This window comes from Pseudomonas sp. 2FE (genome assembly GCF_005503735.1).
Taxonomy (GTDB): domain Bacteria; phylum Pseudomonadota; class Gammaproteobacteria; order Pseudomonadales; family Pseudomonadaceae; genus Aquipseudomonas.
In genome coordinates, this window is sequence record NZ_SCMO01000001.1 from 329,288 (window position 1) to 352,304 (window position 23,017).

General features: G+C 62.0%; 22 protein-coding genes. 8 read left to right on the forward strand and 14 right to left on the reverse strand.

The annotated features are described in order from the left end of the window. Nucleotides 1–205 precede the first annotated feature (205 nt). The 4 genes from FFS12_RS01655 to minC all read right to left on the reverse strand — a co-directional run bounded on the left by FFS12_RS01655 (nucleotide 206) and on the right by minC (nucleotide 2,819). On the reverse strand, nucleotides 206–841 hold the full coding sequence (locus FFS12_RS01655; RefSeq protein ID WP_137885237.1) for an RluA family pseudouridine synthase: 636 nt from the start codon (nucleotides 839–841) through the stop codon (nucleotides 206–208). 57 nt (nucleotides 842–898) lie between these two features. Continuing rightward, nucleotides 899–1,153, reverse strand: coding sequence for a cell division topological specificity factor MinE (gene minE / locus FFS12_RS01660; RefSeq protein ID WP_137818457.1), 255 nt, complete (start codon nucleotides 1,151–1,153; stop codon nucleotides 899–901). After that, entirely contained in the window at nucleotides 1,153–1,965 is an 813-nt protein-coding gene (gene minD, locus FFS12_RS01665; RefSeq protein ID WP_137885238.1) for a septum site-determining protein MinD, read from the reverse strand. Before minD ends, minE begins: the two co-directional genes overlap by 1 nt. Nucleotides 1,966–2,078: 113 nt before the next feature. Next, entirely contained in the window at nucleotides 2,079–2,819 is a 741-nt protein-coding gene (gene minC / locus FFS12_RS01670; RefSeq protein ID WP_137885239.1) for a septum site-determining protein MinC, read from the reverse strand. A 334-nt stretch (nucleotides 2,820–3,153) separates the two neighbouring features. On the opposite strand from minC, the gene FFS12_RS01675 reads away from it, so the two are divergent. Continuing rightward, nucleotides 3,154–4,083, forward strand: a complete 930-nt coding sequence (locus tag FFS12_RS01675) for a lipid A biosynthesis lauroyl acyltransferase (protein ID WP_137885240.1) — start codon at nucleotides 3,154–3,156, stop codon at nucleotides 4,081–4,083. Nucleotides 4,084–4,123: 40 nt separating this feature from the next. Then, on the forward strand, nucleotides 4,124–5,311 hold the full coding sequence (locus FFS12_RS01680; protein WP_137885241.1) for a patatin-like phospholipase family protein: 1,188 nt from the start codon (nucleotides 4,124–4,126) through the stop codon (nucleotides 5,309–5,311). Between the two features lie 175 nt (nucleotides 5,312–5,486). Here the strand turns inward: FFS12_RS01680 and FFS12_RS01685 are convergent, their stop codons facing one another. The 4 genes from FFS12_RS01685 to FFS12_RS01700 form a co-directional block, all read right to left on the reverse strand. Further along, the gene (locus FFS12_RS01685) at nucleotides 5,487–5,930 is read right to left on the reverse strand and encodes a MerR family DNA-binding protein (protein WP_137885242.1); all 444 of its coding nucleotides are present in this window, start codon (nucleotides 5,928–5,930) and stop codon (nucleotides 5,487–5,489) included. A gap of 143 nt (nucleotides 5,931–6,073) precedes the next feature. After that, nucleotides 6,074–6,904 carry a VacJ family lipoprotein gene (locus tag FFS12_RS01690; protein ID WP_137885243.1) on the reverse strand — a complete coding sequence of 277 codons (831 nt, stop codon included), beginning with the start codon at nucleotides 6,902–6,904 and terminating at the stop codon, nucleotides 6,074–6,076. Then, nucleotides 6,834–8,132: an alpha/beta fold hydrolase gene (locus FFS12_RS01695; RefSeq protein WP_137885244.1), complete on the reverse strand. Its 1,299-nt coding sequence runs from the start codon at nucleotides 8,130–8,132 to the stop codon at nucleotides 6,834–6,836. The genes FFS12_RS01690 and FFS12_RS01695 overlap by 71 nt, the downstream gene beginning before the upstream one ends. Before the next feature lie 84 nt (nucleotides 8,133–8,216). Next, nucleotides 8,217–8,705 (reverse strand): GNAT family N-acetyltransferase, encoded by a 489-nt coding sequence (locus FFS12_RS01700; protein WP_137885245.1) that lies wholly within the window; start codon nucleotides 8,703–8,705, stop codon nucleotides 8,217–8,219. A 337-nt stretch (nucleotides 8,706–9,042) separates the two neighbouring features. Here FFS12_RS01700 and FFS12_RS01705 point away from each other — a divergent pair, with 337 nt between their 5' ends. After that, a complete protein-coding gene (locus FFS12_RS01705; protein WP_137885246.1) occupies nucleotides 9,043–9,414 on the forward strand; it encodes a hypothetical protein in 372 nt (123 codons plus the stop codon). Between the two features lie 853 nt (nucleotides 9,415–10,267). On the opposite strand, the gene FFS12_RS01710 is transcribed toward FFS12_RS01705, so the two are convergent. Beyond that, nucleotides 10,268–11,821, reverse strand: coding sequence for a beta (1-6) glucans synthase (locus tag FFS12_RS01710; protein WP_137885247.1), 1,554 nt, complete (start codon nucleotides 11,819–11,821; stop codon nucleotides 10,268–10,270). Nucleotides 11,822–12,245: 424 nt separating this feature from the next. Between FFS12_RS01710 and FFS12_RS01715 the strand changes: the two genes are divergently transcribed. From FFS12_RS01715 to FFS12_RS01735, 5 genes are all read left to right on the forward strand, one after another. Then, complete coding sequence (locus tag FFS12_RS01715; protein ID WP_137885248.1) at nucleotides 12,246–13,097, forward strand: glycine betaine ABC transporter substrate-binding protein; 852 nt, start codon at nucleotides 12,246–12,248, stop codon at nucleotides 13,095–13,097. A gap of 425 nt (nucleotides 13,098–13,522) precedes the next feature. Further along, nucleotides 13,523–13,837 (forward strand): DUF485 domain-containing protein, encoded by a 315-nt coding sequence (locus FFS12_RS01720; RefSeq protein WP_137885249.1) that lies wholly within the window; start codon nucleotides 13,523–13,525, stop codon nucleotides 13,835–13,837. Continuing rightward, a complete protein-coding gene (locus tag FFS12_RS01725; RefSeq protein WP_137885250.1) occupies nucleotides 13,834–15,492 on the forward strand; it encodes a cation acetate symporter in 1,659 nt (552 codons plus the stop codon). Before FFS12_RS01720 ends, FFS12_RS01725 begins: the two co-directional genes overlap by 4 nt. Nucleotides 15,493–15,875: 383 nt before the next feature. Then, the gene (locus FFS12_RS01730) at nucleotides 15,876–17,018 is read left to right on the forward strand and encodes a YncE family protein (RefSeq protein ID WP_137885251.1); all 1,143 of its coding nucleotides are present in this window, start codon (nucleotides 15,876–15,878) and stop codon (nucleotides 17,016–17,018) included. A 278-nt stretch (nucleotides 17,019–17,296) separates the two neighbouring features. Beyond that, on the forward strand, nucleotides 17,297–17,698 hold the full coding sequence (locus tag FFS12_RS01735) for a group 1 truncated hemoglobin (RefSeq protein ID WP_137885252.1): 402 nt from the start codon (nucleotides 17,297–17,299) through the stop codon (nucleotides 17,696–17,698). A 56-nt stretch (nucleotides 17,699–17,754) separates the two neighbouring features. On the opposite strand, the gene FFS12_RS01740 is transcribed toward FFS12_RS01735, so the two are convergent. The 5 genes from FFS12_RS01740 to FFS12_RS01760 form a co-directional block, all read right to left on the reverse strand. Then, complete coding sequence (locus FFS12_RS01740; RefSeq protein ID WP_137885253.1) at nucleotides 17,755–17,940, reverse strand: hypothetical protein; 186 nt, start codon at nucleotides 17,938–17,940, stop codon at nucleotides 17,755–17,757. 124 nt (nucleotides 17,941–18,064) lie between these two features. Next, a complete protein-coding gene (locus tag FFS12_RS01745) occupies nucleotides 18,065–19,375 on the reverse strand; it encodes a PAN domain-containing protein (RefSeq protein ID WP_137885254.1) in 1,311 nt (436 codons plus the stop codon). A gap of 415 nt (nucleotides 19,376–19,790) precedes the next feature. Further along, a complete protein-coding gene (locus tag FFS12_RS01750; RefSeq protein WP_137885255.1) occupies nucleotides 19,791–20,888 on the reverse strand; it encodes a BMP family ABC transporter substrate-binding protein in 1,098 nt (365 codons plus the stop codon). A gap of 105 nt (nucleotides 20,889–20,993) precedes the next feature. Next, nucleotides 20,994–21,926, reverse strand: coding sequence for an ABC transporter permease (locus tag FFS12_RS01755; protein ID WP_137885256.1), 933 nt, complete (start codon nucleotides 21,924–21,926; stop codon nucleotides 20,994–20,996). 1 nt (nucleotide 21,927) lies between these two features. Further along, nucleotides 21,928–23,007: an ABC transporter permease gene (locus FFS12_RS01760; RefSeq protein WP_218568605.1), complete on the reverse strand. Its 1,080-nt coding sequence runs from the start codon at nucleotides 23,005–23,007 to the stop codon at nucleotides 21,928–21,930. Nucleotides 23,008–23,017 lie beyond the last annotated feature (10 nt).

Genomic DNA, 23,017 nt, shown 5'->3' on the forward strand with positions numbered 1-23,017 from the left:
TGGGCTGGATGCGTCGCGAGGGACTCGGCTGCGTGAACCTGTAGGAGCGGATTTATCCGCGATGGGGCCTCTCAAACAACACAGCCGTCGTGGCCAAGGCCCCTCCCACAAGAACAACGCGGCGTTCTTTCAGCTGGATCGGTGTCATTCTCGGGCTCGGCTTCGCGGATAAATCCGCTCCTACAAGAACAGGGAGAAGTTGCAGCTAGAACGGTGCCGGGCAGTCGAAACGCAGGCGTTCGCCGGTTTGCGGGTGGCTGAAGGCGAGCATGCTGGCGTGCAGGCACAGGCGCTCATGGGCGGCGAGGGCTTGCTCATGGGCATAGAGTCGATCGCCGAGTAGCGGATGGCCGATGGAGAGCATGTGGACCCGCAGTTGGTGCGAGCGGCCGGTGATCGGGGTCAGCTCGACTCGGCTGTAATGGCCGCAGCGCTCGAGTACGCGCCAGAAGGTCAGGGCGTGCCGGCCCAGTTCGTGATCGACCACGTGTCGCGGTTTGGTGGGCGGGTCGTAACGTAGGGGTAACTCGATCCGGCCGCTGTCCAGCTGCGGTTCGCCCCAGCATAGCGCGGTATAGGCTTTTTCCGTCTCGCGGTCGTGGAATTGCCGTGACAGTTCGCGGTGACTGTCGGCATCCCGGGCCAGCAGGATCAGCCCGGAGGTTTCCCAATCCAGGCGATGGACGATGCGGGCTTCCGCAAAGCCATGTTCCTGCAGACGGGTGATCAAACAGTCTTTGTTGTCGTCGGCGCGGCCAGGCACCGAGAGCAGCAGGGTCGGCTTGTTGATCACCAGAATGGCAGCGTCCTGGTGGACTATTTCAATGTGGGAAAGCGGCATTGGGCAGTTCCAGAAACGCCAACGGCGGCCGAGGCCGCCGTCGCGTACCCTTGCGAATCAACGATCCGGTAGGGTGATGTTGAGTTCCAGAATCGAGCAGCTGCCCTGGCTTTCCAGTGCGACCTGTACTTGATCCGAGTCGATGTTCACGTATTTGCGAATGACCTCGACCAGTTCCTGCTGCAAGGCGGGCAGGTAGTCGGGCTGGCTGCGTTGACCGCGCTCGTGGGCGACGATGATCTGCAGGCGCTCTTTCGCGATGGAGGCGGTGGATTCCTTCTTACGCTCACGAAAGAAGTCAAAAATATTCATTAGCGAGCTCCGAACAGGCGTTGCAGGAGGCCCTTCTTCTGCACGTCGAGGAAGCGATGCCCGACTTCCTTACCCAGTAGGCGATCGACGGCATCGCTGTACGCCTGGCCGGCGTCGCTTTGGTCGTCGAGGATCACCGGCACGCCTTGGTTAGACGCTTTCAGCACCGCTTGCGACTCCGGGATCACGCCGAGCAGGCGGATGGCGAGGATTTCCTCGACGTCTTCCACGCCGAGCATTTCACCCTTGGTCACCCGTTCTGGGTTGTAGCGGGTCAGCAACAGGTGCTCTTTGATCGGTTCTTCGCCTTTCTCGGCGCGCCGCGACTTGCTTGCCAGCAGGCCGAGCATACGGTCGGAGTCACGGACGGAAGAGACTTCCGGGTTGGTCACGACAATCGCTTCATCGGCGAAATACATGGCCAGATGCGCACCTTTTTCGATCCCGGCCGGCGAGTCGCAGACCACGTATTCGAAGGTTTTGCGCAGTTCGTTGATGATCTTTTCTACGCCTTCCTGGGTCAGCGCGTCTTTATCGCGAGTCTGACTGGCGGCCAGGACGTAGAGGTTTTCCAGGCGTTTATCCTTGATCAGGGCCTGGGTGAGGGTCGCTTCGCCGTTGATGACGTTGACGAAGTCGTACACCACGCGGCGTTCGCAGCCCATGATCAGGTCGAGGTTACGCAGGCCGACGTCAAAGTCGACGATGACGGTCTTGTGCCCGCGCAGGGCAAGGCCGGTACCGATGGCGGCGCTGGTGGTGGTTTTACCCACGCCACCCTTGCCGGAAGTGACTACGAGGATCTTGGCCAAGGTGATTCACCCCAAATGTAAATAAATCGGGAACTTAATAAGCCGTACTGCGGCTGCGCGAATTCCCGTAATGCCCCGGTGGGACTTAAATTAGAAGTCGGCGGCAGTATCCGTTAAAGACGGGTGATGTTCAACACGTCACCCGATAGGCTGACATGCACCGCGTCGCCCCATAGCGGGTCGCGCCGGAGGTCTTCCGAGACCTTGTATTGACCGGCAATCGAGAGCATTTCTGCGCCCATTTGCTGGCAAAAAATTCGCGCCTTGGTGTCGCCTTTAATGCCCGCCAGAGCCCGGCCGCGCATCGGCGCGTACACATGGATATTGCCGTCGGCGAGCAGTTCCGCGCCGGCGCTGACGGGGGCCAGTACGATCAAGTCGCCCCCTTGGGCATACACCTGCTGGCCTCCGCGCACCGGGGTGGTGATGACCTTGGTCGGTTTGGCGACCGGTTCTGCAGGTTTTTCCGCTTTTTTCCGCGCGGCGATGCTTTCGACGGGTTCGACCAGCCGTTCGCGCGCGCCGGAGGGCGGCAAGACCGGCAGGTCGAGAGCGCTGGCGGCGGCGATGTCTTCCTCGCGGCTGGCGCGGATGGCCAGGGTGCGCAGGCCGTGGCGGCGACAGACGGCCATCAGCGCACCGAGGTCGAGCAGGCCTTCACCATCAGGCAGCTTGTCCAGCGCCAGGACCAGCGGGGTGTTGCTGAAGAAGTTCGGCGCCTGGGCAACCTTTTCGGCCAGTTGCAGTTCGAGGCGGGCGAGGTCGTTGTGCGCCAGCTCCAGCACCGTGATGGCGAGCATGCTGCCCTTGAGCTGGAACACGGGGTCCTGGTTGAGAAGATCGGCTTGGCTCATGGTTTGCCTGATGCGCCTTGGTAGTTTGCTGAGAGCCTGTTCAAGATCGTCGCGAGTGCAGGTCAGGGCCGCACCCGTTCCCTACGGGTAGCGACATTCCCCACATCCATGTGGGTCACAACGCGTAACGAGTCAAACAGGCGAGGAAGCAGAGTTTACGAGTGGTAAATGAGCATTCCGAGCCTGTTTTCAACGCAGCATGACCAAACGCAGCAGATATTGAACAGGCTCTGAGGGCGAAAGTAGTCGGGATTTATAGCGAGAACGCGGTTGGGCCGCAAGCCAGGTGGAGTCCTGTAGAATGCGCGGCCTTGTTGTTTGTCCGGAATTTGAGATGGATCGTCCGCGTTTTCGTGCCTATTTCCTCCATCCGCGTTTCTGGCTGCTGTGGCTGGGCCTGGGTTTGCTGTGGCTGATCACCCAATTGCCCTACGCGCTGTTGCTGAAGTGCGGGCGCGGCTTGGGCGCGCTGATGTATTGGGGCGCGCGTTCGCGTCGGCAGATTGCCGCACGTAATTTGCGGCTGTGCTTTCCAGAGCTGCCTGCGGTTGAGCGCAAGCGCCTGCTGCGGGAGAACTTCGCCTCTACCGGTATCGCCTTCTTTGAGATGGCGATCAGCTGGTGGTGGCCCGAGGCGCGGTTGCGCAAATTGGCGCAGATCGAGGGGCTGGAGCATCTGCAGCAGGCGCAGGCCGACGGGCAGGGTGTGATTCTGATGGCCCTACACTTCACCACCCTGGAGATGGGCGGCGGCTTGCTTGGGCTGGAACATGGCCTATACGGCATGTACCGCGCGCATAAGAATCCGCTGTTCGATTACGTTCAGCGTCGTGGTCGCGAGCAGCGGCTGATTAGCGCCATCGAGCGCGAAGACGTGCGCGGCATGCTCAAGGTGCTGCGTGCCGGCGCGGCGATCTGGTATGCGCCGGATCAGGACTATGGCGCCAAGCAAAGCATCTTCGTGCCGTTCTTCGGCATCAGCGCGGCGACTGTGACCGCCACCAGCAAGTTCGCTCGGCTCGGTAAGGCGCGGGTCGTACCCTTTACCCAGGAGCGTCTGGAGGCTGGCGCCGGTTATCGCCTGGTGATCCATCCTCCGTTGGAGGCTTTCCCCGGCGAGAGCGAGGAGGCCGATTGCCTGCGCATCAACCAATGGGTCGAAACGGCTATTCGCCAGTGCCCCGAGCAATATCTGTGGGCGCACCGACGTTTCAAGACCCGGCCGAGCGGTGAACCCAAGTTGTACAAAAAGCGGCCTAAGTAGGCCGCGCCTATACTCGCGGAAATGCCCCGAGAGCGCGCCGATGAATCCAGCAGATAGCTCTGCCAAGCCGGTCACCGGGCTGATTCTCTCCGGCGGTGGAGCTCGGGCGGCCTATCAGGTGGGGGTGTTGGCCGCGATTGCCGACCTGCTGCCGGATGCCACGCAAAATCCCTTCCCGGTGATAGTCGGTACCTCCGCCGGCGCGGTGAATGCGGTGGGGCTGGCGTGTGGCGCGTTGCACTTCACCGAGGCGGTCCACCGGCTGACCCAGGTTTGGCAAAACTTCCATACCCATCAGATCTATCGCAGCGATCTGCCTGGGGTACTGCGTCAGGCCTATCGTTTTCTCGGTCACAGCCTGCTCGGCCTGGGTAAGAGTTTGCCCGTCGCGCTGCTCGACAGTTCGCCGTTGCGTGAATTGCTGGCGCGGGAGCTGGATTTTTCCGGGATCGCCGCGGCGGTGCGGATGCGCCAATTACGCGCGGTGGCCATCACCGCGTTCGGCTATGAGTCCGGCCAGGCAGTGACCTTCTATCAGGGGCGCGCGACCATCGATCCCTGGCTTCGCCATCGCCGGGTTGGCGTACCCACCCGGCTGAAGCTCGAGCATCTGCTCGCCAGTGCTTCGATCCCCCTGATTTTCCCGCCGGTGAAGATCAATCGCGAATACTTTGGCGATGGCGCAGTGCGCCAGTCGGCACCGATCAGCCCGGCGCTGCACCTGGGCGCCAACCGTGTACTGGTGGTCGGGGTCAGCGGCAATCCGCAGAGTGGCGATGCGAATGCGATCGTCGTCCGGCCGAAAACCGGGCGCCCACCCAGCTTGGCGCAGATCGGCGGGCATCTGCTCAACAGCACCTTTATTGACAGCCTGGAAGGCGACATCGAACTGCTGGAGCGGCTCAACCACATGAGCCGTTGGCTGCCCGCCGAGCTACCGCCGCGAAGTTTGGCCCCGAAGCCGGTGGAGGTGTTGGTGATTGCCCCGAGTCAGCCGCTGGATCTGATCGCCGCGCGCCATCTTCACGAGCTGCCGCGGACGCTGCGGCTGTTCTTGCGTGGGCCTGGCGCGACCAAGGCCAGCGGCGCTGGGGTTCTCAGCTATTTGCTATTCGAGCCGGGCTACTGCAATGAGCTGATTGAGTTGGGTTATCAGGACGCCATGGCGCAAAAGGCGGCGCTGCTCAGTTTCCTCGGTTTAGAGTCGCTTGCAGCGCTCAGCCCGTAAGCCGCGCGGCTCGATCCGCGCACTGGGCCGACCTTAGGCCAGGTTGCACGCTAAGTGCGCTACGGAACTGGGTCATCACGGCACCGCCTGCGGGGAATGTAGCCATGCTATCCCGGTTGGTCAGATTGGATGGTGCGAATTTCGCGGTATAGATATCGAGTTATTAGATGTTTTTTCAGTGCGCGGGGCAGGGGGTGGCCGGGCGGCTTTCGCCGGCTAGCTCGAACTCTTCAATTAGCCGGCAAATGGCCAGACCATCCGGCGCGCATTGCGGTTTGCTGGCCCAGTCGCTGAGCGCCGCCTGCATCACGCCGGCGAGGCGTTGGCACTCATCGATATGCGCTTGCAGGGCGTTCAGGCGTTCGCTGAGCAGGTCGCGCACCTCGCCACAGGGCGCGCCGCCGCTGTCGGCACGGGCGAGGATGGCCTGCACGTCCTTCAAACTGAAACCGAGGCGCCGTGCCCGGGCGATAAAACGCAGACGGCTGAGGTCTTCGCTGGCATATTCCTGGTAACCGTTATGCGGGTTGCGGCGGGGTTGCAGCAGGTTGAGGGCGGTGTAGTGGCGCACGGTTTCAGTGCTGACGGCGGCGGCTTTGGCCAGTTGGGCGACGCGCATGGAAACTCCTGTAATGGACGTGAACCTGTAGGAGCGAGCATCGCGAGCGATGCTTTGTGGGTGGATCTGATCGCGAGCAGAGCTCGTTCCTACACAAGAATGGCGCAGCTTAAAACCTGGGGGCGGCTCCCGGGTCAAGCCGGCTATTCGGCGATTTGCAGCTTGCGCGCCTCGCTGTAGACGTAGCGGATTTTGTCGTACTCGAACGGTGAGTTGGTCTGGCCGTAGCGGAGATTGGTGCTGTGGCGCTTGTCGACGGCGCGTAGCGCGCTGATTTCCGGGTGATCGCCGCTGACTTCGGCGACGTTGAGGAAGTTGATCTGACTCTCCAGGCTGAAATCCGCCACTAGCCCGCCAGTGTCGCGCAGGTTGGACGGGCCGAGTATCGGCAGCATCAGATAAGGACCCGCGGGCACGCCGTAGAAGCCCAGGGTCTGGCCGAAGTCTTCAGTCTGCTTGGGCAGGCCCAGCATAGTTGCCGGGTCCCACAGGCCGGCGATCCCCAGCGTGGTGTTGAACAGCAGCCGCCCCGTGGTTTCCATCGAACGCTGGCCTTTGAGCTGTAACAGGCTGTTGAGCAGGTTGGGAATATCGCCCAGGTTGCCGAAGAAGTTGCTAACCCCGCTGCGCAGGAAGCCGGGGGTGATGTAGCGGTAACCGTTAACTACGGGTAGAAACACCCACTCATCGAAGCGGTAGTTGAAGTGGTAGACCCGCCGGTTCCACGACTCCAAGGGGTCGTAGACGTTCAGGGCGTCAAGGCTCGAGCGCTCGAACTCACGCTGGTCGAGGCCCGGGTTGAATTTCAGCGTTTTCAGCGGTTCGCTGAAACCATCCGGATCAACCGTCTGTTCGGCGTGGGCCAGGCTGCTGGTGAGCAGCAGGGCAAGCAGGAAGGATGTCTTAACCACGGAAGAACTCCAGCATGGCGGCGCTGTTGACGCGGTAATTGAGGTTGCCGCAGTGCCCGCCATGGGGGTAGACGGTCAGGCGCTCACCCAGGGTGCGGCGCAGGAAGCCGAGGTCGCCAGGGCCGAGGATCAGATCGTCGGCGTTGGTCATCACGGCGATCTTGCTGCTGGTTTTCAGGTAATCCTCCAGAGCGTAGAGGCTGACCTGGTCGATCAATTGCAGCAGGCTGCCGCCATCCGTGCGGGCGCGCCACATCGGCACCAGTTGTTCGCCGATATAGCAGTCGAAGTCGCACAGCAGCGCACGCCTGAGGAAGGGTGTGAGGCTGGTGCCTTCGCTGATCGGGTAGTGCGGCGGGGTGATCAGGCCACGGCGGTTGATCAGGTCGGAGGTAAAGGCGATATCCGCCGAGGAGAAGCGGAACGCGGTGCCGATCAGCATGGCCATTTGTTCGTTCGACAAGTGCTGCTTGGACTGCTGGAAGTCGAAGAGCAGGGCATCGTTGAGGTCGATATAGCCCTTCTGCTGGAAGTAACGGGTCAGCTTGCCGAGGACCAGTTCATAGAAGGTGGTGCTGTCATTGATGCCCTTGACCTCGGTTTGCACCAGGCTATCGAGGTTGGTGATCGAGGTGTAGAGGTTGACCGGTGGGTTCAGCAGCAGCACTTTTTTGAAGTTGAAGCTGCGCCGCGTTTCATCGAGGTGGCTGACGAAGGCCGCATCCAGGGCGCCGAGGCTATAGCCGGTCAGGTAGAAGTCGGTAATCTCGAGCCCAGGGTGCTGGGCGCGGACGGCCTGCATGACCCGGTACAGATCATCGGCATCCTCGGTAGAGACGCCTGGGGTGGCATGGCGCGAGGCCGCCGTCATGAAGTCATAACTGGTCGGCGAGGACAGTTGCACCACATGGTAGCCGGCGCCGTAGAGCAGCTTCTTCAGGTATTCGGTCAGGCTGCTGGAGTAGTGCGCGCCGGTGCCGGCAATGATGAAGACCAGGGGCGCCGGGCCTTTCTGCTCAGCCAGGCGATAGCGCAACTTGGTCACCGGCCAGAAGTTATCCGGCAGCTCGAACTCGCGTTCCGGGCGCAGTTTGAGCTCATAGTCGGCCTGGTCGATATCGGCGTCGGCGGGCAGCGCCGGGCGTAGTTCCGGCGGGGTGGTGGCGATGGTCGCCTCGAACGGGTTGCTCAGTGGGTAGCCATAGCTGGCGGCGTCGATATCGGCCGCCAGCAGCGGCAGACTCAAGACGAGGCCGCTCAAGAGCGCAGCAAGACCTAGAGGACGGGGCATTGCAGAGTCCCTTTAGAAGATAAGGTGCTGAGTGAGTACGCAGGCTATGACAACGGCAAGCCTCGCGAGTGCCCAGGTGCAGCTTTAGCCTGCGTGCTGGGCCAGCTCGGTCAGGGCGGTACCGCTCAAGCGATAGGCCGTCCAATCGTCCAGCGGGCGAGCGCCAAGGCGGTGATAGAAGCCGAGCGCGGGCTCGTTCCAATCCAACACCGACCATTCCAAGCGACCACAACCGCGACTCACGGCCAAGTGCGCCAGCTCTGCCAGCAGTGCCCTGCCCAGTCCCGCACCGCGGGCGCTGCTGCGCACGTAGAGGTCCTCCAGATAGATGCCGGGTTTGCCAAGGAAGGTCGAATAGTTGTGGAAGAACAGCGCAAAACCGGCGGGCTCGCCATCCAGTTCGCCGATCAGCACCTCGGCAAACGGCCGCGTGCCGAACAGGTGGTCGGCCATCTGCGCCGGGTCGGCGACGACCTGCTCGCTGAGCTTTTCGTACTCGGCGAGTTCGCGGATCAAGCTGAGAATGAGTGGGATGTCGTCGCGCTGGGCGGCGCGTAGGTGAATGCGGGACATACGAATTCCTTTCGTGGTGGATGCCTGAGCTTGCCGTATTCGAGCTCTTAGAGCCTTTTCACGATCTCGCGAGCTAAGGTCAGGCAAGGCGAAACCGGGCGAAAAAGCGCAGTTTACAAGTAGTAAATGAGCATTTTTAGCTCGATTTCAACGCCGCATGGCCGACGCGCAGCAGATCATGAACAGGTTCTTACCGGCAAGCGGGCTAATGTAGAGGGGCAAGTGCCCGAGCCGATCCATCCGTCAGCGCCGAGCCGGTATGGAGGTGTGGATTTAGGCTTGCATACGGCGGGCGGGCGATTATGCTGGGCGCCGTTTTCATCCCTCGGAGAGCCCTATGTCCCGCCGTTTGCCCTTGATCGCGCTGCTGATCGTTCTGCCACTGTGGTTGGCCGCCAGCTATGGGCTGCGTTTTGCGCTGATGGAGGATGGCCAGTGGGTCGGCCTGTGTGTGGATGAGGCGCAGCGTTGGGAGTGCCAAGTGCGCTCCGGGCTGGGGTTGTTGATCCACTTCCGGGTGCTCGCCTGGGCGGCATTGAGCGGCGCGGTCGTGGCCTTCTTTGTGCCGGGCCGGTTGGGTCGGGGGCTGGCGGTGTTGGCGCTGTTGTTCGCGTTGCCGGCATTGGTGCTGTATAGCGCCAGTCTGGCGGTGTTTGCCGTGGTGATCGCCGCGCTGCGTTTGGTGCGGGCGCCACGTCCAGCGGCCTGAGTCCGCGGGATATAAAAAGGTCTTCACGGGCTACCGGGGGACATGAGAGCTAACAGCGGATAGGCAAGAGGGTCGCTAGAACCGTGCCGTTTGTTGGCCTTGAAGCTGTGTCCGAGCCTGTTATCGCGCGGGCGGATAGTCCTGGTTGCGCCCCCTCGGGCGCCTCACTTTTCTTTGAATTGCGCAAAGAAAAGTAAGCAAAAGAAAGCGCACCCCGGCATCCGGGTCTTCGCTGCGCTCTGACTGCCCTCCTTCCGGCACTGCTCCGAGGGCACGCCACGAAGGGACGTCCCTGTCCCATCGTGCCTCGCTCGGCGTCCTGCCTCGCGTCCCCCTACTCAGTACCTCCACTCGGCCTCCTGACGGGAACCCGGGGTGTCGCCTGCACGTTTTTTAAACACTTGAAGCCAACAGCTGCCTGGTGGATTGATACATCAGGTGGGGCGGGGGCGGCGCCCCTTCAGGAGGCCGAGTGGAATCGTTGCGTAGGGGGTTGAGCGGCAGGGATGCCGCGAAAGCGCCGATGGGCCAGGGATGGCCCTTCGGCGCGGGCCCCCGGAACAATGATGGAGCGCGGGAACCCGCCGCAGGCGGGCCAGATGCAGGGGCAAGCGCTTTTGGTTACTTTTCGCGCGACTGCGAAAAGTGACTCGCCCGAGGGGGCGAAACCCGGACTATCCGCCCGCACGGCAACGGGGAATGACTCAGGGTCAAGAAGCACCATTCTCTTGCCTGTCCGCTGTTAGCCCCACGTCCCCGGTAATCTGTGAAGAACCAAAAAAGGGATGACTCAGTCATCCCTTTTTTGGGTTTTGCTTGCCGTAGCCCGGATGCATTCCGGGCTAGCGGAGAGTTACTTCGTTCTGATGCGCAAGCTGCGCCATAGCGCCGCGACCAGCAGTACACAGACCAGCGCCCAACCTATGGCTTGCAGGTTGCCGAGGGTCTCCTGGTACAGCTGCGGGATGATGCCGGCACCGATGATCAAGGTCAGTACGGCGATTTCACGGCGTGGGCCGGCTACCGGGCGGCACAGGTACACCACCGCCGGCAGCAACAGCGCCGCGCTGGGGAAGCTGCGGTAACGCGGGTCGAATACCAGGCTGAGCATCAGTACCGCACCGGCGAAGCCGGCGGCGGCCAGCCACCAGCCGCCGCGTGCTTGCAGCCAGGCGAATAGGCGGGCGCGCCAGCCCGCTTTGGCCGACAGCGCCAGCGCCGCATGCGCGAGCACCAGAAGATTCAAGCCGACCAGGAACGCAGCCCACAGCCATTCACCGGCAAAGCGGCTGGTGACCCGCGCCAACTCGCCCCAGAGCCCGATGCACGCGGCGCCGAGGGCGGCCAGTAGCGGCAAAAGCAGGGCCGCACGGGTGGAGGCCGGACGCCCGGCCAGCAGCAGGGTGGCGAGGAAGATCAAGCCGCTAACGCTCAGCCAAACAGTCCAGTTCGGCAGGTTGGAGACCGGGCCGGCGAGTACGGCCTTGTCTTGCCGATCGGCATCGAACAGGCCCCAGTAACCACCCACGGCGCCTTCGCTGACGCGCTTCCAGGGCTGGTCGAAGGCTTCGATCAGGTTGTAGTGCCAGCCATTCTGCTCGGCCAGGGCGACGAAGCCGCGGATGAATTTGGCTTCGTTGACCCGGCTCGGCAGCGCGGTTTCACGCTGACGGCCTTCGCTTGGCCAGCCGGTTTCGCCGATCAGGATGTCCTTGGGGGCGAATTTGTTGCCAAACACCTGGCGGATCTCGGCGACGTGCGCCAGGGCCTCGTCGATCCCCGCCGGGTCGTCTTCCCAATAAGGCAGCAGGTGGATGGTCAGGAAGTCCACGGCGGGCGCGACTTCCGGGTGCTGCAGCCAGAACTCCCAGACGTCGGCGTAGGTCACCGGTTGTTTGACCCGAGCCTTCACCTGGCCGATCAGTTGTGCCAGTTGGGCGCCGGTGACTTCTTTGCGCAGCAGGGTCTCGTTACCGACTATCACCGACTGTACGACGTCGGGGTTCGCGTTGGCGGACTCGATCAGCGCCTCGACTTCTTTCTGGGTGTCCACTGGGTTGCCGTTGACCCAGGCGCCCAGCATCAGCTGCAAACCATGCTTACGGGCCAGCGCGGGAATGGCTTCGAGGCCGGTCATGGAGTAGGTGCGAATGCAGTGGAAGCGCGTGGCCAGCAGCGCCAGATCCGCATCCATCCGTTCCGGGCGCAGGGCGAAAGGCTGGTCGAAGGGCGACTGATCCTTATCGAACGGCGTGTAAGAGGCGCACTGCAACTTGTGCGTCGGTGTCGCTGCGTCCGGCAGCACGACCGGCTGGCCGAGGCCATACCAGAGCCCGGCGAGGGCAAACAGGGCGAGCAGACAGGCGAACACATAGGGTAAGGCTGGGAAGCGGGCGGTAGCGGGCATGATCGGGCGCGTCTGGGAGCAAAGCCGCGCATCTTACCTGCATTCCCGGCGTTTCGCGCATAGCCGCGCAGGCGACCATTGCCGCGCAGGCCACCGTTGTAGCTTTGGAGATCTCGTTAGCCTCGACCGCGCGTGGCACGCTCAGCGGTGAAGGAAACGCGTTTATGTACGACGTCTAGAGCCGCTGCTAATGGTCATAGGTCTTTTGAATTCCCGATCCGCCGGGCGAATGTCGCTTCTCGCTGGTTTGATGTCGTTATCGGAGCACGTGTCGTCGTGTCGTTGGTCAACTATTGACCCATCAGTACTCCGCTGATGAGGGCCGCTGGTTTGCAGTGGGGCGTGACGGGGGCGAATCCCAAACCAACAACACCATTTCAGATGCTTTACGCGCGTTGTGCGCACCACTTTCGGGGAAGCAACGATGAAGATGCGACGGCTATTTGGGTTAGGCGCCAGTCTGGCACTGGCACTGAGTGCGGGCTTGACCGCTGCGGCGGACAAACCGACCCTCAAGATCGGCTTCGTGGAGGGTTGGTCGGACAGCGTGGCGACTACCCATGTGGCGGCTGAGGTGATTAAACAGCAGCTCGGCTATGAGGTGAAGTTGATGCCAGTGGCCACCGGCATCATGTGGCAGGGCGTGGCGAAAGGGCAGTTGGACGCCATGCTGTCGGCTTGGCTGCCGGTCACCCATGGACCCTATTACGAGAAACTGAAGGATCAGGTGGTCAACCTCGGCCCGAACTTCAATGACGCGAAGATCGGCCTGATCGTGCCGGAGTACGTCACGGCCAAGAGCATCGCCGACCTGCAGGCGCAGAAAGACGGCTTCGCCGGGCGCATCGTCGGCATCGATGCCGGCTCGGGCGTGATGCTCAAGACCGATCAGGCGATCAAGGACTACGGTCTGGACTACAAGCTGCAGGCCAGTTCCGGTAGCGCCATGACCGCCGAGTTGGCGCGCTCGATCAAGGCGCAGAAGCCCATTGCCGTCACCGGCTGGATTCCACACTGGATGTTCGCCAAGTGGCAGCTGCGCTTTCTCGACGATCCGAAAGGCGTCTACGGTGCCGCCGAGCACGTCGACAGCATTGCCAATCCAGGTCTAGAAGCCAAGGCGCCGACAGTGGTGGCCTTCCTGAAGAAATTCACCTGGAAACCCAGTGAAATCGGCGAAGTGATGCTGGCCATCGAGGAGGGCGCTAAGCCCGAGGCGGCTGCGCAGAAGTGGGTGAGCGAGCACCCGGAGCGGGTCAAGGAGTGGGTGCAATAATACTGCCGCCGGACTTGGGCCGGGGTTCGCGGTGATCTGATTCCGCGAACTCGCGGTCGCTGTTATCGAAGCCGTTCAGTGTCCGCACTGAACGGCTTTGTCGTTTCTGACTTAAAAAACAGAGCGGCGAAGATGATCTAAAACTCGTCGAGCGAAGGTCAGGGCCGCACCCGTTCCCTACGGGTAGCGGCATTCCCCACATCCATGTGGGTCACAAGGCGCAACGTAGCGAAGCGAAGTAACGGCCGCAGGCTGGCCCGTAGGGCGAGCGAAGCCATGTTTAACGCAGCATCATTGATGCGCAGACAGTTTTAGGCATCTTCTAAGACTATGGTCTCGACTAAGACTAAGGTCGTCTGTCGCGTGCGTCCCAGCGCTCTAGAGTGACCTCACCAGCAACCCGTGCTGCGGAGGACGACAACAAAATGAGCAACGACAGCATCTACCGGCGGATTGAACAGAGTCCGCGCTTTAAAGAACTGGTAGCCAAGCGCGAGCGGTTCGCCTGGATACTCTCAGCCATCATGCTCGGCCTCTATGTGGCCTTCATCCTGGTCATAGCCTTCGATCCGCAACTGTTCGGTAAGCCGATCAGCCCGGGTTCGACCACGACCTGGGGCATTCCGGTGGGGGTGGGGCTGATCGTCTCGGCCTTCGTCCTGACCGGCATTTACGTATTCCGTGCCAACGGTGAATTCGACGATCTGAACCAGGCCATTCTGGATGAGGTGCAAAAATGATCGCGCGTCTGCTTGCCACGCTGGGCTTGCTCGCCTGTGCCCCGGCCCTCTGGGCTGGCGAAGCGCTGACCGGCGAGGTCCAACGCCAACCGATGAACGTGTCGGCCATCGTCATGTTCGTCGCCTTCGTCGGCGCCACCTTGTTCATCACCTACTGGGCTTCGAAGCGCAATAACTCGACGGCCGACCACTATGCCGCCGGCGGCAAGATCACCGGTTTCCAGAACGGCCTGGCGATTGCCGGCGACTACATGTCGGCGGCGTCCTTCCTGGGTATTTCCGCCCTGGTGTTCACCTCCGGCTACGACGGCCTGATCTACTCGATCGGCTTCCTGGTGGGCTGGCCGGTGATTCTGTTCCTGATCGCGGAGCGCCTGCGTAACCTCGGCAAGTACACCTTCGCCGACGTCGCGTCCTACCGCCTGAAGCAGAAGGAAATCCGCACCCTGTCCGCCAGCGGTTCGTTGGTGGTGGTGGCGTTCTACTTGATCGCGCAAATGGTCGGTGCCGGCAAGCTGATTCAGCTGCTGTTCGGCCTCGACTATCACGTCGCGGTGATCCTGGTCGGTATCCTGATGGTGCTCTACGTGCTGTTCGGCGGCATGTTGGCGACCACCTGGGTACAGATCATCAAGGCCGTGCTGCTGCTCTCCGGCGCCTCGTTCATGGCCTTGATGGTGATGAAGCACGTCAATTTCGACTTCGGCACGCTGTTCTCCGAAGCGGTGAAAGTGCACACCAAAGGTCAGGCCATCATGAGCCCCGGCGCGCTGGTGAAAGATCCGGTGTCGGCGATCTCCCTCGGCCTGGCATTGATGTTCGGGACTGCCGGTCTGCCGCACATCCTCATGCGCTTCTTCACGGTGAGCGATGCCAAAGAAGCCCGTAAGAGCGTGTTCTATGCGACTGGTTTCATCGGCTACTTCTACATCCTGACCTTCATCATCGGCTTCGGCGCGATCCTGCTGGTCAGCACCAACCCGGTGTTCAAAGATGCGACCGGCGCCCTGTTGGGCGGCAACAACATGGCCGCGGTGCACCTGGCCAATGCCGTGGGTGGCAGCCTGTTCCTCGGCTTCATCTCGGCGGTGGCGTTCGCCACCATCCTCGCGGTGGTGGCCGGCCTGACCTTGGCGGGTGCTTCGGCGGTGTCGCATGACATCTACGCCAGCGTGATCAAGAAGGGCAAAGCCAACGAGAAGGATGAACTGCGGGTCTCGAAGATCACCACCGTGGCCCTCGGCGTACTCGCCATCGGCCTGGGTATCCTGTTCGAGAAGCAGAACATCGCCTTCATGGTTGGCCTGGCGTTCTCGATTGCCGCCAGCTGCAACTTCCCGGTGCTGTTCCTCAGCATGTACTGGAAGAACCTGACCACCCGTGGCGCCATGATCGGCGGCTGGCTGGGCCTGGTGACCGCAGTGGGCTTGATGATCCTCGGCCCAACCGTATGGGTGCAGGTGTTGGGTAACGCCCAGGCCCTCTTCCCGTACGAGTACCCGGCGCTGTTCTCGATGATCGTGGCCTTTGCCGGTATCTGGTTCTTCTCCATTACGGACAAGTCCACTGCCGCTGCCGATGAGCGCGCACGCTTCCTGCCGCAATTCGTCCGCTCGCAAACTGGCCTGGGTGCCAGCGGTGCCGCGGCTCACTAAGCAACAACTCTCTGAGTGATTTGGGCAGCCTGCGGGCTGCCTTTTTTTTATCTGGACGAGTGGTTTTTGCTGGACGATCGGGGAAGGGCTAGCCTCAAAGCAGTTCGCTGGAATGCGCCTTGCGCGGGGGGAGGCCTGAACCTTCTCTCCCAATGCCTTCCCGCAGATAGCCCGCCCCAGGTGGCGGATAATCGCCTTATCCGCACACTGGGCAGTGCCAAGCGGCATGCCAGAGCAGTTGATGCGCTGGGATGTTATCCACCACGCCCGTAAAGGCGTTATTACCCACTTGAGGTCTATTTATAGTCAGGCTGCTGTCTGACTGGTCTGACGGAGTTTGAATGCGAGCTGTCGCCATATTCCATCTAGGAAAGGAGAATTCTATGAAAATCTTCGTCCGTACGCTGCTGACCGTGATGGTCCTGTCTGCCTCTCAGGCTCAGGCCGAGATCCTGGCCCTGCTCAATTACGAGACCAAGCCTGAGCAGATCATCAGGAAGGAAGGGCTGGCGGTCGTCGATGTCGACCCGAAGTCGCCGAGCTTCGGGAAGTTGCTGATGGAGATCCCTCTGCCGTCTGACCTCGTGGCCCACCACATCTACTTCAACCGCGACAAGAGCAAGGCCTACATCACTGCTCTTGGCAAAAGTGTCCTTCATGTGATGGACCTTACCCGCTTCCCCTATCGGATGAAGGCGGTGCCGGTGCTGGACTGCCAGGTGCTGGAGGATGTGGTCTTCTCGGAGGACAACCGGACCTGGTATCTCACCTGCATGGGCTCGAGTAACGTGGTGATGGGTGACGCAGCCACTGACAAGCCCATCAAAACCATCGGATCGCCCGCTGGAGGGCCGGCTTTTATCAAGTATCCCCACGGCATCAGCATCCACAATGGCATTGACCGCGTCATGATCACGAGCACAGTGCGGCCCTCCGACCTCGGCGACCCAGGTGAGACTGTGACCGTGCTGGAGGCGAGCACAGGCAAGGTGCTCTCCACCCACAAAGTATCGCGTAAGCCCTCGCCTTCCGGCGAGTCGCCGGTCGAGGTAATGTTTATGCCCGGCGCGACCCCGCCGGTGGCTTACATCACCAACATGTACGGGGGCACGCTCTGGATGGCGGCCTGGAATCCCAGCACCAAGGGCTTCGGCTTCAGTCAGGTGGACGACTACGGCTCACGCAACCACGGGGTGGCCCTGGAGATGGAGCACAACAAAAAGCGTGACCGGCTCTATGTGACCACCGCCAAGCCAGGGCACGTCAGCGTCTACGACGTGAGTGACCCACAGAAGCCCAAGTTCCTCAAGGCCATCCCGGCGGCGGCTGGGGCGCACCACCTGGTATTCTCCCCTGACGAGCGCTACCTCTTCGTCCAGAACAGCCTGCTCAACCTGCCGGGCATGAGCGACGGCTCCATAACCGTGATTGACGTGGCCGAGGGCAAGCCCATCGCCAGCGTGGACACGCTCAAGAACATGGGACTGAACCCCAACTGCATCGTGCTCTTACCCCAGCGGCCATGAGCGAATCGCGGCGCGGAGGTTGAGCCTTGTATGGCTGAAACCCGCGCGGTGAAAAACTGATGATTAGCCGATATTGTTGTGTTGCTTTTATTTGGCGGGTCTTACCCGCCCTACCAACTGGGCAGCGCAAAGCGGCATGCCAGAACGGTGGGTGTGGAGTGGAAGGTTACCCACCTCGCCCGTGAAGGCGTTATTACCCCATTTGGGGTCTATTTATAGTCAGGCGGCTTACGAAGTGTTCGTTATGCACAAAAACCAACACACGAAAGGACACGCACATGGCAACCCAGCAACCACCTCAACCCAGCCTCTATGAGCGTCTGGGCGGAATTTACAGCATCGCGGTCGTGGTCGATGACTTTATCGACCGCGTCATGGCGGATGCCCGCCTGAATGCGAATCCGGCCGTGAACGAAGCCCACCACAAGGTGCCGCCAGCCGGCTTCAAGTATCTCGTTACCGAAATGGTCGGCTGGGCTAGCGGGGGGCCACAGAAATATACCGGACGCTCGATGCGTGACGCTCATCAGCACCTGAACATCACGCCCAAAGAGTGGGAGGCTTTTATGGATGACTTCCAGCAGACGCTCGAAAAGTTCAAGGTGCCCGCCGGCGAGCAGGCGGAGCTGAAAGCGATTGTCCAGAGCACTTACGGCGACATCGTCATTGGTGAGGGATGAAGCCGTCCAGCCAAAGGCCAACCGCGAGGTTGGCCTTTGGCTGGTACTGGCCCGGGTTACTTCTGCGGCAGCTTGGAGGCTACGCCTTGCACGAAGTAATTCATCTTGTTCAGATCGCTATCGGTGATCACCTGGCCGGCGGCGACGCGGGTCTTGCCGTCCTGGTCCACGAGTGGGCCGGCAAACGGATGGAAGGTGCCGGCCTTCATCTCGCCTTCCAGCTTGGTGACCAGATCCTTCACCTCCGCCGGGACGGACAGTAGCTAAAGAGCTAAAGGGGTCGTAGTGATTTATTTTCAACTAAGGCGTCCTGCTAGATAAATCACTACGACCCTTTTAGCTCCTCACGGATAGCTCGTGCGGCGGTCAGCGTGTCACCGTGCCCGAGGTGCAGCAGGCGTTGTCCGAAGGCCCCGGCACGCTGTCCTTGAGCCAGCAGCGGGCATGTTCGCCCTGGATGCCGGGGCGAACATAGGAGAACGCTATGCAGCGGGCTTCCCGGAGACAGAGCGCCTGGCACTGTCCCGGATCGGTGTTCGACATTTCCTCGTAGCGATAATCGCCGCCGTAGCGGTTGATGCCCTGCTCAAGCGGGCCGGCTACCGCTTCACCGGGCGGGGCCGTTGCATCGGGTGAGCCGCCGGTCTCGACGCCGGCCTGGCGCAATAAATCCCGGTAGTAGGCGATTTCCACGTCGCGCGAACGCAGGGTCCAGTTGCCGTTGCAATCCTGCCAATAGTTCGGGTACTTGCGCGCGCCTTCCTCCAGGCATTCGAGCGTCGCGCGCCAGCCTGCGATCTGCTCTTGATCGACGCTAGGTTGTTCCGTGGCGCCGCCGTTATCCCCGGCACCGGCTTGTTGTTGCTCCTGGTCCTGCTGCTTCTGGTCGGCCAGCTTTTCGACAGCCGCGCGCAGGCGGTCGTGATACACCGTACGCGCATTGGCCAGCACGACCTGGGCGCGTTTGGCCTGCCAATAGGCGAGCATCTGCGGCCAGGCTTCGTTCAGCCTTGTGTCCACCTGCTCGCGCAATGCCGGCGACAGGCCGAGTGGGCCGCCTTGCAGCGTGTTCTTGTAATAGGTGAACCAGAGCTTCTCCAGCTCGCGTTTCGATTTCACCTGTTCGCCGATCGTCTCGGCTGTGATGGGTGGCGAGCGCCGGGCGAGAAAGTCGCCGAAAAACGATTGCTGAGCGAATAGCTGATCGATATTCCCGAGAAAAACATCCGGGCCGTCGGAGGTACCGAAGATGGTCTGGTACAGCGCCACGTCGCGTCCGGATTCATAAGCCTCGTTCAAGGCGATCTCGATGGCGGCGGCGGTTCCGCCGACGATCAGCTTCCCGCCCTTGATGGCGAAACCGAGTTCCGGAAATGTGACGTTGATACTGCCTTCGAGGAGTTTCAGGAAGGCCGCGTCGGCCGCTTCGTCGTCGATGGTTTCCGGCTTGTCGGCCGTGGTCGCATAGCTCACCACGGGATCGAGCGCGAGATCGTCGACCGCGTCGACGACGCCGCCGACGGCACCCAGGGATTGGAAGATCACGTCCTTGACGAGATCCTCCGCACTGTCCTTGGCGGTTTCGCCGGGCGAGGCGGCGATCGCCAAGGCCGCCCAGGCGCCGGCGAGCAGAAGCAGGGCAAAGCGGCGGCAGAGAGAGGAGAAGGAAGTTTCCATGGCAGCACCCGTGCAAACGCTGGACTGCAAAGAGCCTAGGCAAGATGGCCGGGTTTCGCGAGCGGCAGGGGGTGGAAAGGCATAGTGCGCATCGTCAAAAAAGATGGGGATGGGTCAAAAGAATTCGCCCAATTGTTTAACCCGATCCGCCCTCAAGGCTTCCGAGGGGGCTTACCGCTATGCCTGCTGACTGGCGGCGAGAAAAGGTGCGAGAAAAGGGGACAGATTTATTTTCTGAAAAGGGCTAGGAGTGGGGAGAAAAGGAGGACTGATTTATTTCCCAATATGACGACTCTTCCGCGTTGCTCGGTAAGGTTCGAGCGTGGCTAGAAAAGCCCGCCCAGCCGATTCTAGGCGATAGGCGCCCAGCAAAAGGCCAACCCACAGGTTGGCCTTTTGCTGGTACTGGCCCGGGTTACTTCTGCGGCAGCTTGGAGGCTACGCCTTGCACGAAGTAATTCATCTTGTTCAGATCGGCATCGGTGATCACCTGGCCGGCGGCCACGCGGGTCTTGCCGTCCTGGTCCACGACCGGGCCGGCAAAGGGGTGGAGCGTGCCGGCCTGCATCTCGCCGTCCAGCTTGGTGACCAGGTCCTTCACCTCGGCCGGAACGGACGGGTTGAGCGGCACTATCTTGATCATCCCCGCCTTGACGCCGCCCCAGGTCGAGGTCGGCTTCCAGCTGCCGTCCAACACTTGGCTGGTGGTCTGGGTGTAGTAGTCACCCCATTGGTGAGTGGTGCCGGAGAGCTGCGCCTTGGGTCCGTACTTCGCCATGTCCGAATGGTAGGAGAAGGCATTCACGCCCTTTTCCTCGGCGGCCTGCACCACCGCGGTCGAGTCGGTATGGTGGGTGAGCATGTCGGCGCCCTGGGAGATCAGGGTCAGCGCGGCTTCGCGCTCCTTGCCCGGGTCATACCAGCTGTTCGCCCAGATCACCCGGACTTCGGCCTTGGGGTTGACGCTGCGGGCGCCGAGGGCGAAGGCGTTGATGCCCATCACCACTTCGGGGATGGGGAAGGCGGCGACATAACCGATGACATTGGACTTGCTCAGCTTGCCGGCGATCACGCCATTCAGATAGCGGCCCTCATAGAAACGGGCGTTATAGTTGCCGAAGTTCTTGCCCATCTTGTAGCCGGTGGCGTGCATGAAGGTGACGTTCGGAAATTGCTTGGCGACGCGATCGACGTAGTTCATGTAACCGAAGCTGGTGGCGTAGATCAGCGTGTAGCCGCTGCTGGCCAGCTCGCGGATCACCCGTTCGGCGTCGGCGCCTTCCGGCACGTTCTCGATGTATTTGGTCTCCACCTTGCCGGCCAGCGCCTGTTCCATCTGCAGGCGCCCTTGATCGTGCTGGTAGGTCCAGCCGGCGTCGCCGATCGGGCTGATATAGACGAAGCCAACCTTGAGCGGGTCGGCCGCCTGCACCTGACCGAGCAGGCCGACGCCGAACACCGCCGCCACTGCCATGCCACCCGCTGTCTTGATGAAATGTCTGCGATTACCCATCAGTTTCTCTCCTTGCTTAATAGCACAGGTTCGTAAGCCGCTTTTTTGTTGTCGGGGGGGTCTTGCGCAAGGCGGGCCGCCCCCCTTTCACGGCCCGCCGCTGGATCAAGCGTCCGGCCGGTAGGGCTGGCCGAGCGATTGGGGCGAATTCAGCCGGATGCTCTGCAGGTTCCGAGAAATCAGCACCAGCACTAGGATGGTGGCCAGATAGGGCAGCGCCGAGAGGAACTGAGACGGCACATCGATCTGCAGGCCCGAGCCCTGGATAAACAACTGGATGATCATCACCCCGCCGAACAGGTAGGCCCCGGCCATCACCCGCAATGGCCGCCAGGTGGCGAATACCACCAGCGCCAGGGCGATCCAGCCGCGGCCCGAGACCATGCCCTCGACCCACAACGGGGTGTAGAACACCGACAGGAAGGCGCCGCCGATACCGGCCATGGCGCCGCCGAAGGTGGTGGCCAGGTAGCGGATGCCGATCACCGAATAGCCGATCGAATGGGCCGAGGAAGGCGATTCCCCGACGGCGCGCAGGATCAACCCGGCGCGGCTCTTGTGGAGGAACCAGAGCACGCCGCCGAGCAGGGCCCAGGAGAAGTAGACCAAGGACTGCTGGTTGAACAGCGCCGGCCCGAGCAGCGGAATATCGGCCAGCAGCGGAATGCGGATCGCCGGCACGGCCTGCAGGGTCAGCGACTCAAAGGGTTTGCCGATAAAGGCCGAGAGGCCGACGCCGAAGATCGCCAGCGCCAGCCCGGAGGCCACCTGGTTGGCCATCAGCGTCAGGGTCAGCAGGCCGAACAGCAGGCTCATCAGCGCGCCGGCAGCCATGCCGGCCAGCACCCCGAGGTAGGGGTTGCCGGTGTAATGGGTGGCGGCGAAACCGGCCACCGCGCCCATCGCCATGGTGCCTTCGGCGCCCAGGTTGAGCACCCCGGCCTTTTCGGTGATCAGTTCGCCCAGGGCCACGATAATCAGCGGCGTGCCCGCCACCAGGGTGGCGAACAGGATCGAGGTAATCAGACTCTGCTCCATCTCAGTCTCCCGCCTTGGCCAGTGTCAGCCGCACGCGCAGCCGGTAGTTGATAAACAGGTCGGAGCCGAGCAGGAAGAACAGCAACATGCCCTGGAACACCTTGGAGATCGACGAGGGCAGGCTCAGATACAGCTGCGCCTGCTCGCCGCCGAGAAACAGCAGCGCCATCAACAGGCTGGCAAAGAAGATGCCGATGGGATTCAGCCGCCCGACGAAGGCCACTATGATGGCGGCGAAGCCGTAGCCGCTGGCGACCTTGTCGGTCAGCTGGCCCATGGGCCCGGCCACCTCGGCCATGCCGGCCAGGCCCGCGCTGGCCCCGCCCGCCAGCAAGCCGATCCAGACCATCCGCTTGGCCGAGAAGCCGGCATAGCGCGCCGCATCCGCCGCCTCGCCGGCCACGCGCATCTTGAAGCCGAGAAAGCTCTTCTGCATAAACACATAGCCGACCGCCAGCACCCCCAGCGCCATCACTAAGGCCAGGTTCAGCCGCGTGCCTTCGACCAGCATCGGCAGCAGCGCCGACTCGGAGAACATCTTGCTCTGCGGGAAATTGAAGCCTTCGGGGTCCATCCAGGGGCCGAACACCAGCCAGGACACCAGCAACTGGGCGACGTACACCAGCATCAGCGAGACCAGGATCTCATTGGCGTTGAAGCGGGTGCGCAGGAACGCCGGGATCGCCGCCCAGGCCGCGCCACCGAGCGCCCCGGCGACGACCATCGCCAGCAGCACCTGTGGGCCGCTGTGGTTCCCCAAGGCCAGCGCCACTCCCGTCGCCGCACAGGCGCCGAGGATGAACTGGCCTTCCGCGCCGATATTCCAGACATTGGCCCGGAAGCCGATGGCCAGGCCCACCGCGATGAGCATCAGCGGGATGGCCTTGAGCAGCAGTTCGGCCACCCCGTACCAGTGGCGCAGCGGATTGAGGAAGAACACCTGGAAGCCTTCGACCGGGTCTTTACCCAAGGCGGAGAACAACAGCAGCCCGCCGAGCACGGTCAGTGCCACCGCAATCAACGGCGACAGATAGCTCATGGTGCGCGAGGCTTCGGGGCGGGTTTCAAGCGTGAAGGACAACATGGCTCGC